Source organism: Actinocatenispora thailandica (assembly GCF_016865425.1).
GTDB lineage: Bacteria > Actinomycetota > Actinomycetes > Mycobacteriales > Micromonosporaceae > Actinocatenispora > Actinocatenispora thailandica.
Window position 1 is genome coordinate 321479 of record NZ_AP023355.1, and the last position, 13358, is coordinate 334836.

The following is a 13358-nucleotide window of genomic DNA, read 5'->3' on the forward strand; positions in this document are numbered from 1 at the left end:
GAACCGGCAACTACCGGAGCTTCTCGGGAGGGCGTCATGGGCGGCGTGCTGCGCAGCATCGACCACGGTCGGATCGCCGACCACGGCAAGGAGATCCGCCGCGAGGTGGCGACCAAGCTGGAGAAGGCCGGCGAGACGCTGAACAAGGTCTACAACCTCGACGGCGGGGCGTTCAGCATCACCGGTACCGCCTGCGGGGTCGCCTACCCGGGCGCGCTGCAGTTCGCCTTCAACACGCTGCGCACGCACATCAGGCAGGCGAACGGGTTCGCCGACAAGCTCGACGCGACCGCGAAGAACTGGCAGCTCTGCGAGGAGAAGAACACCTTCGAGGTCTGACCGAGCCGGCGGGAGGCGACGATGGGCGACGAAGCGTCCAACCAGAGCAGTGCGTTCGGCTTCGACAAGCCGCTGATGAAGGCGGCCTCGGACGGTTGCCTCGCCGCGGCGGCGATGGAGGTCGCGCCGGCGGTCATGATCAAGTTCATGTTCACCCTGTCCGCGGGCGACGCCGCCGCGGTGGACAAGGCCGGGCAGGACTGGCGGCAGGCGTCGGCGCTGGTGCGGCAGGCTGCGGAGGCGTTCCAGCAGGCGGTGGCCGGGGTGTCCGGCGACGACTGGACCGCGCAGGATCGCGACGCGTACGAGAAGAAGGTCAGGGAGGCCTGCGAGCAGTACCAGGTGGTGGAGATCTACCTGGAGGCGGCGGGCATCGCGCTGAGCGTGATGGCCGGCGCCCTCTGCGCGTACGCGGTGTTCGCCGCCGGAATGGCGATCGCGCTGATCGCGATCGGGGTCGCGATCCTCGCCTGCGAGGGCACCGTGGTCGGCTCCGTCGCGGTGCCGGAGCTGGAAGCGGCGGCGGCGGTCTGCCTGGAGATCACCCAGGTGGCGACCGGGATCCTGGCCGAGGTCGGGGTGGCGATCGCGGAGGTGCTGCAGGGCGGCGCGGTGTTGGACGCCACCGCCGAGGAGATCGACGGCAACGACAAGGCGTTCGGCGACCTGCTGAACGGCGAGGCGGTCGGCGCCGCCGCGGCCGGCGCGAACCTGCTGCAGAACGCCGCCAACGCCGGCATCGCGTACGCGAACATGAACGAGAAGACGCCGGCGCTCGGCAAGGACGGCCAGCCGGTGATCGGCCCGGACGGCAAGCCGGAGCTGAACGAGGGCAAGACCAAGTTCGGTGACATCAACCTGAACGCGGACCGGGACTGGGACAAGACCTGGGACGTCGGGGCGTCCGGCAAGTACGGCGACTTCTCGGCCGGCGCCGACGTCAAGTACGGCGACCACGGCTGGCAGGGCGCCTCGGTCAGCGGTGGGTACACGCCGGAGGAGGGGCCGCAGGTCACCGGCAACGCCGGCTGGGAGCAGGACGCCGACGGCAACAACGTCTACAAGGGCGACCTGACCGGCGGCTACAAGTCGCCGGACGGCAGCACCTACAGCGGCACCGCCTCCGGGGAGTACGACGACAACGCGGACGGCAGCCACACCTACTCGGGCGGCGTGACCGGCAAGTACGAGAACGAGTACTCCGGGGCGAGCGCCGACGCCGGGGTGAACGGCAGCTACACGCACGGCGCGGACGGCAGCAGCACGTACTCCGGCGGCGTGTCCGCCTCGGCGGGCGACACCGCCACCGGTGAGTCGGTGCACGGCGGGGCGAGCGGCACGGACCAGCACGACGCGGACGGCAGCAACCACTACAGCGCCACCGGCACCGGCGGCTACACCACGCCGTACGGGCACGGCGACGGCAGCCTGACCGGCGGCTACGACCAGCACGCCGGCGGCGACGACAGCGTGTACACCAAGGCCGGGACCGAGCACGGTGGCAACGGCGAGGAGGGCGAGAGGCACGAGCACGAGCTGCGGTACGACCCGGACAGTGGCCGGGTCACCCGGACGGACTCGTGAGGGGAGCGCAGCCGTGGCGCGAGGCGGACCGCTGACCCCCAGCGCTGCTCCGGTCCGCTGGGCCTGGGGCCTGGTCGTGGCGGGCTGGGTGCTCGCGGCGCTCGGCCCGGTGCTGATGGCCACCGTCGCCACCCAGCTGCTCGTGGCGACGATCGTCGGCGTGCTGCTGGTGGTGGCCGGCAGTGTGCTGCTCAGCGGCCGGATCCCGCTGTTCGTGTTGTCGTTCGTGGTCTTCGTGCCGCTGATCGCCGGGCTGGTGCAGGCCGGTGACGCGCTCGTCTACCAGGCTTCCGGCCGTACGGTCAGCTGCCGGGTCACCGCGGTCACGAGGCACCAGCGGCAGGTTCCGGTGCACGGCGCACCGCACTCGCCGGGGGTGCTGCAGCCGACCGGCGGCACCCACCTGGAGACCCGGGTCAGCTACCAGCACACGATGCGCTGCCCGGCCGGCACCTACACGCTGGCCCGGACGCGGCCGAGCGAGGTCGGCACCCGCTACGACGTGACCTACGACCCGACCGGCCGGGTACCGGCGGTGTTCAGCACCGCGGTCCCGGCGCTGCGCCCGTTCCTGGTCGTGCTGATCGCGCTGCCGATGGTGCTGTTGCTGGCACTGCCGCTGCTGGCGTGGCTGGTGGGGCGCCGCCGCGCCGGGGCGCGGCGCGCGGCCGACGGCCCACCGGGGCCGCCGTCGGGTCCTCCGGGCTGGGCACCGGCCGGGCCGGCGCCGGGGCCGCCGGGCTGGCAGCGGCCGCCCGGGCGGCGGCAACAGCCGTGGCGCGGGGCCGGGTGGCGGCGGCCCCGACACTAGGCCCGGGACGCGCGCCTCGGGATCGGCTCGGGCGCGCGCCTCGGATCACTCCTCCGGCGGGCGGAAGCGCGCCATGGCGTCCTTGGCCCGGTGCTGCTGGATGCCGAGCTCGCGGGCGAGGCCCTGCAGCCGACCGGCGAAGTCGTTGCCGAGCTTGGCGAGCTGGCCGAGCGCCGCCTGCGGGTTGTCGACCAGGTCCGCGGCCTCCGGATCGGACCCGCCGAAGCCCTCCGCGCCGATCTGCTGGATCGCGGCGCGATAGTCGTCGTACGCGTTGTTGACCGCGAGCCGAACGTACTCGGCGAGATCCTCCGAGGGCACCCGGAGCGCGCGCGGGTCGACCTCGAGCGCGGCGAGGCCCTCGGCGGCGGTGAACCGCGCGCTGATCAGGCCCTCGGCGGACTCGCCGGTGCCGACCGCCTCGGCCATCCGGGTGCGCATCGTGGTGAGCCGTTCGAGCGGGTCCTCGGCGTCGGCCGCCGACCCGGCAAGGTCGGAGTACTCGTTGCTGTCAGCCACGCGACGAACGTAGCAATCCGGTACAACCGGCACACCGCTGGACGCGCTGGCCGGGCGGTCGGTGGCCGCTGGCGCCGGCCCGCCCGCGGTATCGGCCGAGCAGGGTGAGGTCAGGGCAGCGGGATGGTGAGCGCGGCGCCGAGCCGGCCCTGCCCGGCCTGGATCAGCGCCCGGGCGGTGTTGGCGTCGGTACCGCGCTCGATCATCACGACCGCGGTCTTGACGTGCCGGCCGGCATCGTTGAGCGCGGCCTCGGCCACCTCGGCGGCGGCGCCGGTGATCTCCTGGACCATCCGGATCGCCCGCGCCTGCAACTTCTCGTTCGTGGCGACCAGGTCGACCATCAGGTTCCCGTGCGTCTTGCCCAGCCGCACCATGCTGATCGTGGAGATCATGTTGAGCACCAGCTTCTGCGCCGTGCCGGCCTTGAGCCGGGTCGAGCCGGCGATGAACTCGGGGCCGACGGCGACCTCGACCGGGAACTCGACCACGTCGCTGAGTTCGGCGTCGGCGTTGCAGGACAGGCCGACGGTGACGGCGCCGCGCCGGCGGGCCTCGGCGAGCGCGGCCAGCACGTACGGGGTGCGCCCGCTGGCGGTGAGTCCGAGCACCGCGTCACCGGCGCCGACGTCGCGCGCGGCCAGGTCGGTGACGCCGGCCTCGGCGTCGTCCTCGACGCCCTCGACCGCGCGGGTGATCGCGGTGCTGCCGCCGGCGATGATGCCCTGCACGGTCTCCGGGTCGGTGCCGAAGGTGGGCGGGCACTCGGCCGCGTCGAGCAGCCCGATCCGCCCCGGGGTGCCGGCGCCGACGTAGATCAGCCGGCCGCCGGCGGCGAGGCGCTCGACGATCGCGTCGATCGCCGGTACCACCGCCGGGATGGCGGCGGCGACGGCGGCCGGCACGCCCGCGTCGGCCTCGTTCATCAGCGCGGCGAGCTGGGCGGTGGGCAGCCGGTCGATCTCGGCGTATCGCGGGTCGGTCTGCTCCGTGCGCAGTTGCGCGAGGTCCGACCGGACGGCGCGGGATGCGGCCTGAGACACCTGCGGCTCCTAGGTTTGCGGTGGTGCTGCCTGGGAGGCCCCGCACGGCTCGACGTCCGCCTGGACCCCCGGTTGCGATGTTACTCGTTGACGGCGAAGGCTCGACGTCGGTAACTTAGCAACAACGCAGCAATCATTGAATATTCTTGTCAGGATACGCGGGAGCCGCTCACGTGGATGCGCACCGCCAGCCGGCGGCAGTGACCGACCGGTTGAGCACATTGTCCATCGCCGAGAAGGTCGGTCAGCTGTTCGTGGTGCCGCTCGGCCGGCACTCGCCGAACGCGCTGCGCCTGCCGCCGGACCAACGCACCGGTGCGATCAACTCCGACGGCCTCGGCGCGGTGGTCGACGCGCTCCGGAGCCGGCACGTCGGCGGGGTCTGTTACTTCCCGACCAAGCCGGAAGGTGACGATGCGGGCGAGGTGTCCGCGCTGCTCGCCGAGCTGGCGGCGGCCACCGGAGGCGCCGGCCTGGCGCCGGTCGTGGCGGTCGACCAGGAGGGCGGTACGGTCGCCCGGCTGCGTCGCGGCGTGACCAGCGTGCCGTCCGCGATGGCGCTCGCCGCCACCGGCGAGACGGAGTCGACCGCGCGGGCCGCCGCGATCATCGGCGCCGAGCTGCGCGCGGCCGGCTTCCACCAGGACTACGCGCCGGACGCCGACGTCAACTCCAACCCGGCGAACCCGGCCATCGGCGTCCGGTCGTACGGCTCGGACCCGGGCCGGGTCGCCGCGCACGTCGCCGCCGCGGTACGCGGGCTGCAGGGCGCCGGCCTCGCCGCGACCGCGAAACACTTCCCCGGCCACGGGGACACCTCCGGCGACAGCCACCTGATGCTGCCGGCGGTGGACCGGGACGCCGAAGCCTGGGCAGCGATCGACCTGCCGCCGTTCGCGGCGGCCATCGGCGCCGACGTGGCCGCGGTGATGTCGGCGCACGTCTCGGTACCGGCGGCGGACGGCTCCGGTGACCCGGCCACCGCGTCCGCCGCGATCCTGACCGGCGTGTTGCGCGACCGGCTCGGCTTCACCGGCACCGTGGTCACCGACGCGCTGGACATGGCCGGCGCCCGGGACCGGCTGGGCGAAGGCGAGATCGCGGTACGGGCGGTGCTGGCCGGCGCCGACCAGCTGCTGATGCCGGCCGACCTGCCGGTCGCGGTCGCCGCGGTGACCGACGCGGTGGCGTCCGGCCGGATCTCGGCGGCTCGGCTGGACGCGGCCGTCGGCCGGGTCCTCGCCCTCAAGCACCGGGTCGGCCTGCTCGACGCCGCGCCGGCCGGGGCGCCGGCGCCGGACGCGGCGGCCAACGCGGCGATCGCCGCGGACCTGGCGCTGGCCGGGCTGACCGTGCTCGGTGACCGGAGCTGGCGGCTGCCGGCCGGTCGGGTCGCGCTGGTCGGCGCGCTCGGTGGCCTGGAGGCCGACCTGCTGCCGGCGCTGCGGGCGGCGGGCGCCGAGGTGACCGTGGTGGACAGCGGGAGCGACCCGGCCGCGGTGGACGCCGATCTCGCCGCTGCCGCGGCGGCGGACCAGACGATCGTGGTGAGCCGCAACGCGGTCCGCTGGCCGGGGCAGCGGGCGCTGCTCGCCGGGCTCGCCGCGGCCGGACACCGGTACGTTCAGCTGGCCCTGGCCGGGCCGTACGACGCGGGGCTGGCGGTCGGCGCCACCGCGCGGTTCCTGACCTACGGCGACTGTGCGGTGTCTCGTGCGGCGCTGCTGGCGGTACTGACCGGGGCCGGGGTCGGCGGTGGCCGGCTGCCGGTGGACGTACCGGGCCCGGACGGCGCGATCGCGTACGCCCGGGAATGCTGAGCGAGGAGCGGGGAGTGCGACGATGACGGCGGTACGGACCGGGGCGCAGCGGCTGTGCGCCGACCCGAGCCTGGCCGGACCGGGCCGACCGGGCCTGGTGACCAACTACACCGGCATCCTGCCGAACCTGGACTCCACTGTGGACGGTGCACTGCGGGCCGGGGTACCGCTGGTCGCGCTGTTCGGGCCGGAGCACGGGGTGCGCGGCACGGTGCAGGCCGGGTTCAGCGAGCACGAGGCGACCGACCCGGGCAGCGGGCTGCCGGTGTACGACACCTACCTCTGCTCCGGCGCCGAGCTGGACGCGCTGCTCGACAGGTCCACGGTGGACACCCTGCTGTACGACCTGCAGGACATCGGCACCCGGTTCTACACCTACGTGTGGACGATGTTCGACGTGATGGTCTCGGCGGCGCGGACCGGGAAGCGGTTCGTGGTGCTGGACCGGCCCAACCCGGTGGGCGGCGTGGTCACCGAGGGGCCGTGGCTGGTGCCGGCGTTCGCGAGCTTCGTCGGCCGGGTACCGATCCCGATCCGGCACGGGCTGACCGTCGGTGAACTGGCCCGGTTCCTCAACGCCGACGCGGTCCCGGCCGCCGCCGGTCGCCCGGTGGAGCTGGACGTGGTGGCGATGGACGGCTGGCGACGCGAGCTGTTCGCGGCGCGGACCGGGCAACCGTGGGTGATGCCGTCGGTGAACATGCCGACGCCCGACTCGGCGCTGGCCTACCCCGGTACCGGCCTGTTCGAGGGCACCAACCTGTCCGAGGGGCGGGGCACCACCCGGCCGTTCGAGCTGATCGGCGCGCCGTACGTGGACGACCGGTTCCTGCCGGCGGTGCGGGCGCTGGACCTGCCCGGGGTGGCCTTCCGGGACGTGTGGTTCGCGCCGACGTTCCACAAGTACGCCGGCGAGACGGTGCGCGGCGTGCAGGTACACGTGACCGATCCCGGTACGTTCCAACCGGTCCGCACCGCGGTCGGGATGATCGGGGTGCTGCGCCGGGAGTACCCGGAGGCGTTCGGCTGGCGGGTCGCGGACAGCGGCGCGGAGTCGCTGGGCCACCGGCACTTCGTCGACCTGCTGTGGGGCAGCGACGAGTTGCGGCACGCGGTCGATGCCGGCGTCGACCCGCTCACCCTGGTACCTGCGGTGTCCGCACCGGCCGACTGGGCCGGCGAGCACCTGCTCTACCGCTGACGGCCGGCGGCGCCGGCAGCACACAAGTAGTGGTTCACGGACGGTTTCGGGCCTACGCTGTACGGCTGCGCGGATCGAGGAGGTGGCGGTGACTGGTCGTGGGGAGCCGGCGGAGCGGGCCGCGCGCCCGGCCGGCGTTCTGGCGCACATCCGTACCCTGTTGCCGGGGATGGCGCCGGCGGAACGCCGGGTGGCCGAGGCGGTGTTGGGCCAGCCGTCGGTGGTGGTGGGCCGCACCATCACCGAGTTGGCCGAGTCCTGCCACACCTCGGAGACGACGGTGATCCGGTTCTGCCGCACCGTCGGGTTCCGCGGGTACCCGGAGCTGCGGCTGACGCTCGCCACCGAGCTGGGCCGGGACGCGGCGCGTGGCGACGGGCATCGCGAGCTCGGTGCCGACATCGGCCGCGCCGACACGCTGCGCGAGGTGGTCGAGAAGATCGGCTACGCGGACGCCCGCGGCGTCGAGGACACCGTGACGCAGCTGGACCTGGACGCGCTGGCGAAGGTGGTGGACGCGGTCGCGACCGCGGACCGGATCAACCTGTTCGGCATCGGCGCGAGCGGCTTCGCGGCGAACGACCTGCAGCGCAAGCTGTACCGGATCGGGCGGAACGCGTTCTTCTTCGCCGATCCGCACGATGCGCTGGTCGCCGCCGCGCTGCTGCGGCCGGGTGACGTGGAGATCGGGCTGACCCACACCGGTACCACGGTGGAGACGGTGAACGTGCTGCGCGAGGCGCGGCGGCACCAGGCGGTCGCGGTGGCGATCACCAACAACGGCGCCGCGCCGGCGGCGGCGGAGGCGGACCTGGTGCTGACCACCGCGGCCCGGGAGACGACGTTCCGGTCCGGCGCGATGGCCAGCCGGATCGCCCAGCTGGCGATCGTGGACTGCATCTTCGTCGCGGTGGCCCAGCGCACCTACGACGACACGCTGGACGCGCTGCGGCTGACGTTCCGTGCCGTCGACGACGTTCGTGCCAGGAAGTCCTGACCTCCGCTCGGCCGGCGGGCCGGTGGCCGGAAGGTGCGGCGTGGTTCGGGGAACGAGGTCGGAAGGTTATTGACCATGTGGCTTGTTGGTAGGTAGTTTTCCAACAAGGAGTTCGGTGAACCGGGGAGTGGGCGGCGCGATGGCCACGGTGCGGGATTTTCGAGTCGGCGACGGCGAGCAGCTGGTCGCGGCGTGGCGGCGCAGCCTGCCGTACGACCCGGTGACCGCGCAGCGGTTCCGCAACCTGGTGCTGCTGGACGTCAACTTCGACCCGGCCGGGCTGCGCGTCGCGGTCGACGGCGACGAGATCGTCGGCGCCGCGTACGCGGTGCGCCGGACCACCGCGATGGTCGGAGCCGACCTCGAACCGGGCATGGGCTGGTTGCCGTTCTTCTTCGTCGACCCCGCGGCCCGCGGCAACGGCGTCGGCACCGCGCTGCTCGACTCGGCGCTCGACTTCCTGCGCGGGCACGGGGTGTCCACAGTGGAGTTCGCCGGCTACACGCCGAACTACATCGCGCCCGGACTGGACGCGCAGGCGTACCCGGAAGCGCTGAAGCTGTTGCAGCGCAGCGGTTTCGACACCAGGTACGAGGCGGTCGCGATGGACCGGAGCCTGGTCGACTACACGATGCCGGACCAGCTCCGGTCGCGCGTCGCGGCGCTGACCGCCGAGGGCTACCGGTTCGGTACCCCGACCGACGACGACCTGGTGGAGCTGGTGGCGCTCGCCGGCGAACAGTTCAACCCGGACTGGGCCCGGGCGATCCGGGAGTGCGTCGCCGCCGGTACCCCGACCGACCGGATCGTGTGCGCGCACGACCCGGACGGCGTGCTGGTCGGCTGGGCCCAGCACCAGGCGTACGAGGGGGTGACCGAGCGGTTCGGCCCGTTCGGCGTGCTGGAATCGCGGCGCGGCACCGGGCTGGGCAAGATCCTGCTGCACCTGACGCTGGAACGGATGCGCGCGCTCGGCGCGCACAGCGCCTGGTTCCTGTGGACCGGGGAGAAGTCACCCGCCGGTCAGCTCTACCTCGCCACCGGCTTCACGGTCACCCGCCGCTTCCAGGTCATGCGCGCCGAGCTGTCCTGACCACGAGCCCGCCGGGCCCCTTGCCGGCGGCAACCGCGAATCGCACGACCTGTAAGGAGAACGATGTCCCGGACCGTGCTGGCGATCGGTGGCCACATCGGAGACATGGACCTGACCGCCGGTCCGCTGCTCGCGACCTACGCGCTGAACGGGGACAGCACGGCGATCGTCGCGCTCACCCCCGGCGAGCGCGGGCACCCGCGGATCGGACCGGACGAGTACAAGAAGCAGAAGATCGCCGAGGGTTCGGCGTTCGCGCAACACATCGGCGCCGAGTTCCACGTCTTCGACGACCAGAGCGACGGCTTCCTGTCGCCCACCGAGGAGCTCGCCGGCCGGGTCGCCGACCTGATCCGGCAGATCAAGCCGGACGTGCTGATCGCGCACTGGCCGAAGAGCATCCACACCGACCACACCCACGCGTCGACGCTGGCCGAGCGCGGCCGGTTCCTCGCCGGGCTGCCGATGGAGCATCCGCTGCCGCGGCACGGCGTCTCCCGCTTCCTGTACGCGGAGAACTGGGAGGACGCCGAGGGCTTCACCCCCTCGGTGTACGTGCCGATCCCGGAGGAGGCGTTCACCCGCTGGCGGGAGGCGATCGGTGGCCAGGCGTTCGCCCGCGGCGAGACCTACGGGTTCCGTTACATCGACTACTACACCGCGCTGATGACCACCCGCGGGTGCCTGTGCGGGCACCAGCGTGCCGTCGCCCTCGCCACCGGCTCCGGCGGGCACCAGACCCTCGACCTGCCCTGACGATCCCCACCGTCGGGGCCACCAACCCCCTGCACGCCGGGCCGCGCACCCCACCGGGGCGCGGCCCGGCGCGTACCGTCCCTCGGTGACCGGCCGGGCCGGCCGGCGGGTCAGATCTCCTTGCGGTAGAGCCAGAAGATGCGGTCGATGCGGGCGCCGACGGTCCGCGAGTAGAACGGGATCGGGCCCACCCAGCCGATCTGCGCCGCGGTGATGCCGGCGTCCCGCTGGGCGGCGAGGCAGCGACGCAGCAGTACCTTGCCGAGGCCCAGGTTGCGCGCCTCCGGGTCGGTGCCCATCGGCCCGAACCAGCTCGGCCGGTTCGCACCGTGGCCGGCGAACGCCAGCACCGCGCCGTCCCGCCCGGCCACGTGGCAGCCGGCGCCCGGTGCCAGCACGGACTGCTCGATCTCCCACGCCCAGGTCGCGTTGAAGACCCGCTCCGCCCAGGCGCGCAACGCGGGAAGGTCGTCCGGGGTGGCCTTCCGGATCGACACCCCCCGCGCGGACAGCCGCTCCTCGTCCTCCACAGTGGACAGATCGGCACTCGGGAGGTCGACGACCATGTTCTGCGCGGTGCGGAACCGCTCGTAGCCGGCCGCCTCGACCAGGCAGATCGCCGGCGTGTACCGCACGTCGATGCCCGGCCAGGCGTAGCACGGCGGGTTGCCCATGAACCGCAGCTCGCGCGCGCCGAACCCGGCCGCGGTCTGCTCGGCGGCGCGCAGCAACGCGGTACCCATGCCGCGGCGCCGGGCATCCGGGTCGACGGCGATCAGGTCCAGGTGCGCGACGGCGGGATCGTTGCCGTTGCGCGACACCAGGACCAGGCCGGCATCCCCGGCGCGCAGCCAGGCGGCGTGCCGGCCGGCCGGCGGGGTGGCCAGCCGGGTGAGGATCCCGGTCGCCTCGGTGCTGTCGTAGGTCAGCGCCCGGGTGACGAGCGGGGCGAACCCGGCCGGGTCGGGCTCGACGGCCGTGACCGCCGGTACCGGATCTGCCATCACCTGCTCCATTCACTTCGCGGGCCGCCGCGCGGCCGGTCGTTCGGGCGCCGCACGGCCGGGTCGCTCGGGCCGCGGCCCGGTCCGCCCGGGGTTGTGCGGCCGTGCTGGTGGGGCCCGGTCGCGGGCCGATACTACTGATCGGCCCGGCCGAACCCGGCTGCCGGCCCGGCGCCGTCCCGAAGTCCGCGACGCCGCACCGCATTGCCGGCCCACCGGGGCACTTCGCCGCGCCGGCCGGGCACCGCGACGGCCCGGGCCGCGGGGCCCGCGCGGCGTGCGCCGATCCGTACGCTGGGAGTACCAACGCCGATACCGGACCGACGGGAGGACCGTGGCAGACGCAGCGCGGCCCGGCCGGTCGATCGCGGCCCGGTACCGGTTGCTCGACGAACTCGGTGGTGGCGGATTCGGCCGGGTCTGGCGGGCGCGGGACGAGACCCTCGATGCCGAGGTGGCGCTCAAGCAGGTGTGGCTGCCGCCGGCGGCGTCCGCCGCGGACCGGGCGGAACGGCTGTCCCGGGCGCAGCGCGAGGGCCGCCATGCGGTTCGGCTGCGGGACCATCCGAACATCGTCACGGTGTACGACGTGGTCACCGACGACGGGGTCCCGTGGCTGGTGATGCGGCTGGTGGACGGGGTTTCGCTGCGGCAGCGGCTGGAGACCCGCGGGCGGTTGTCCGAACCGCAGGTGGTGCACCTGGCCCGGGGGCTGCTGTCGGCGCTGACCGCCGCGCATGCCGCCGGCGTCGTGCACCGCGACGTGAAGCCGGCCAACGTGCTGCTGTCCACCGCCGGCGAGGTGCTGCTGACCGACTTCGGCATCGCGGTGCACGCGGCCGACACCGCGCTCACCGCGCCCGGGATGCTGGTCGGATCCGCGGCCTACACGGCACCGGAACGGCTGCTCGGCGGGCCCGACGACGCGGCCGGCGACCTGTTCTCGCTGGGCGCCACGCTGTACGAGGCGGCGACCGGCGCCGGTCCGTTCCACCGGGAGCTGCCCGCCGCCGCGATCCACGCGGTACTCAGCGTGGAACCGGACCCGCCGGCCGTGTCGCTTCCGCTGCAACAGCTGATCGGCGGGTTGCTCGCGAAGGAGCCGGCGCAGCGGCCGACCGGCGCGGCGGCCATCGAGCTGGTCGCCGGCCTGGCCGCCCGCCCGGTACCGGTCGCGCCACCTGCCGCGGCGGGCACGCCGCCGAGGACGAAGCCGCTCCCCGCCGTGCGCGACGAGTCGGCGCCGGCCCCGGGTGGGGAAGCGGGGGCGGCCGGGAAGGGCGGCAAGGCGGGGAGGGCCGGTAAGCCGGGCAAGCCCGCGGAGCCGGGTAACGCCGGGAAGTCGGGCAAGCCCGCGGAGCCGGGTAACGCCGGGAAGTCGGGCGGCGGCGGGAAGTCCGGTAGTGCCGGGAAGTCGGGCAGTGCCGGGAAGTCGGGCAGTGCCCAGAAGTCTGGTGGCGGCGGGAAGTCGGGCGGCGGCGGGAAGTCTGGTGGCACCGGGAAGTCCGGTGGCGCCGAGAAGGCTGGTGGCGGCGGGAAGTCGGGCGCCGGTGGGAAGAAGGGTGGCGCCGGGAAGGCGGGCGGCGGGAAGAAGGGCGGCGCGGGTGCGTCGAGGAGCGGGTCGGTTGCCGCGACAGACAAGCCCGGCGAGCGCGCCGGGCCGAGTCGCCCGGCGCCGGATCCGCCGGCCGGACACGAACCGGAACCCGGCGGCGAGGATTCCTCGACATCGAGCGGTTCGGGTTCCTCGGGATGGAAGATCATCGTGGCCCTGGTGGTGGCCGGGCTGCTCGGCTGGCACTTCTACTTGGCCGACGCGCGGGACGCGAAGGTCGGCGAGTGCGTGTGGGTGGACCGGGCCAGCTCGGCCGACAAGCCCGACCACTGGTACCGGCAGCCGTGCTCGTTCGCGGTCCCCTGGTCGACGAACTACCTGGTACTGCGGCGGGCGAACCCGCTGCTGCAGGATCGCTGCCCGGCGATGTACCACGCCCGTGACGTGATACCGGTCACCTGGACCGGGACCAAGGACGACGCCGCGGTGACGCTCTGCCTGGGCGAGCGCGACTGACCGCAGCCGTACCCGTCGGTGCCGCGTCCCGATCGCGTCGGGTCGGCGCCGCGGCGCGGTACCGACGTCCGGGCGGTACCGCGCGGGTACCAAGATGGTCCGGGTACGCGGCGCGGCCCG

At 73.9% G+C, this 13358-nt stretch carries 12 protein-coding genes; 9 read left to right on the plus strand and 3 right to left on the minus strand.

What is annotated here, in order from left to right; translation table 11 throughout:
* Positions 1-36 precede the first annotated feature (36 nt).
* The 3 genes from Athai_RS01485 to Athai_RS01495 are packed head-to-tail and all read left to right on the plus strand — an operon-like array spanning position 37 to position 2734.
* On the plus strand, positions 37-339 hold the full coding sequence (locus Athai_RS01485; RefSeq protein ID WP_203959789.1) for a hypothetical protein: 303 nt from the start codon (positions 37-39) through the stop codon (positions 337-339).
* Positions 340-360: 21 nt separating this feature from the next.
* Positions 361-1923 carry a hypothetical protein gene (locus tag Athai_RS01490; protein ID WP_203959790.1) on the plus strand — a complete coding sequence of 521 codons (1563 nt, stop codon included), beginning with the start codon at positions 361-363 and terminating at the stop codon, positions 1921-1923.
* A gap of 13 nt (positions 1924-1936) precedes the next feature.
* Positions 1937-2734, plus strand: coding sequence for a hypothetical protein (locus Athai_RS01495; RefSeq protein ID WP_203959791.1), 798 nt, complete (start codon positions 1937-1939; stop codon positions 2732-2734).
* 45 nt (positions 2735-2779) lie between these two features.
* Here the strand turns inward: Athai_RS01495 and Athai_RS01500 are convergent, their stop codons facing one another.
* Positions 2780-3253 carry a YbaB/EbfC family nucleoid-associated protein gene (locus Athai_RS01500; protein WP_203959792.1) on the minus strand — a complete coding sequence of 158 codons (474 nt, stop codon included), beginning with the start codon at positions 3251-3253 and terminating at the stop codon, positions 2780-2782.
* 110 nt (positions 3254-3363) lie between these two features.
* Entirely contained in the window at positions 3364-4296 is a 933-nt protein-coding gene (gene murQ / locus Athai_RS01505; RefSeq protein ID WP_203959793.1) for an N-acetylmuramic acid 6-phosphate etherase, read from the minus strand.
* 212 nt (positions 4297-4508) lie between these two features.
* Between murQ and Athai_RS01510 the strand changes: the two genes are divergently transcribed.
* From Athai_RS01510 to Athai_RS01530, 5 genes are all read left to right on the plus strand, one after another.
* Positions 4509-6116, plus strand: a complete 1608-nt coding sequence (locus Athai_RS01510) for a glycoside hydrolase family 3 protein (RefSeq protein WP_203959794.1) — start codon at positions 4509-4511, stop codon at positions 6114-6116.
* Between the two features lie 22 nt (positions 6117-6138).
* A complete protein-coding gene (locus tag Athai_RS01515; protein ID WP_203959795.1) occupies positions 6139-7317 on the plus strand; it encodes an exo-beta-N-acetylmuramidase NamZ family protein in 1179 nt (392 codons plus the stop codon).
* Positions 7318-7405: 88 nt separating this feature from the next.
* Positions 7406-8314: a MurR/RpiR family transcriptional regulator gene (locus Athai_RS01520; RefSeq protein ID WP_239156648.1), complete on the plus strand. Its 909-nt coding sequence runs from the start codon at positions 7406-7408 to the stop codon at positions 8312-8314.
* A gap of 115 nt (positions 8315-8429) precedes the next feature.
* Positions 8430-9407 (plus strand): GNAT family N-acetyltransferase, encoded by a 978-nt coding sequence (locus tag Athai_RS01525; RefSeq protein WP_239156649.1) that lies wholly within the window; start codon positions 8430-8432, stop codon positions 9405-9407.
* Between the two features lie 63 nt (positions 9408-9470).
* Positions 9471-10163: a PIG-L deacetylase family protein gene (locus tag Athai_RS01530; protein WP_203959797.1), complete on the plus strand. Its 693-nt coding sequence runs from the start codon at positions 9471-9473 to the stop codon at positions 10161-10163.
* Between the two features lie 110 nt (positions 10164-10273).
* On the opposite strand, the gene Athai_RS01535 is transcribed toward Athai_RS01530, so the two are convergent.
* Positions 10274-11167 (minus strand): GNAT family N-acetyltransferase, encoded by an 894-nt coding sequence (locus Athai_RS01535; protein WP_239156650.1) that lies wholly within the window; start codon positions 11165-11167, stop codon positions 10274-10276.
* Positions 11168-11501: 334 nt separating this feature from the next.
* On the opposite strand from Athai_RS01535, the gene Athai_RS01540 reads away from it, so the two are divergent.
* A complete protein-coding gene (locus Athai_RS01540; RefSeq protein ID WP_203959799.1) occupies positions 11502-13238 on the plus strand; it encodes a serine/threonine-protein kinase in 1737 nt (578 codons plus the stop codon).
* The last annotated feature ends 120 nt before the right edge of the window (positions 13239-13358 follow it).

Bases quoted from the DNA above. Each gene is read 5' to 3' on its own strand.
- Athai_RS01485 (WP_203959789.1), top strand. From the start codon at position 37: ATGGGCGGCGTGCTGCGCAGCATCGACCACGGTCGGATCGCCGACCAC.
- Athai_RS01490 (WP_203959790.1), top strand. From the start codon at position 361: ATGGGCGACGAAGCGTCCAACCAGAGCAGTGCGTTCGGCTTCGACAAG.
- Athai_RS01515 (WP_203959795.1), top strand. From the start codon at position 6,139: ATGACGGCGGTACGGACCGGGGCGCAGCGGCTGTGCGCCGACCCGAGC.
- Athai_RS01530 (WP_203959797.1), top strand. From the start codon at position 9,471: ATGTCCCGGACCGTGCTGGCGATCGGTGGCCACATCGGAGACATGGAC.
- Athai_RS01535 (WP_239156650.1), bottom strand. From the start codon at position 11,167: ATGGCAGATCCGGTACCGGCGGTCACGGCCGTCGAGCCCGACCCGGCC.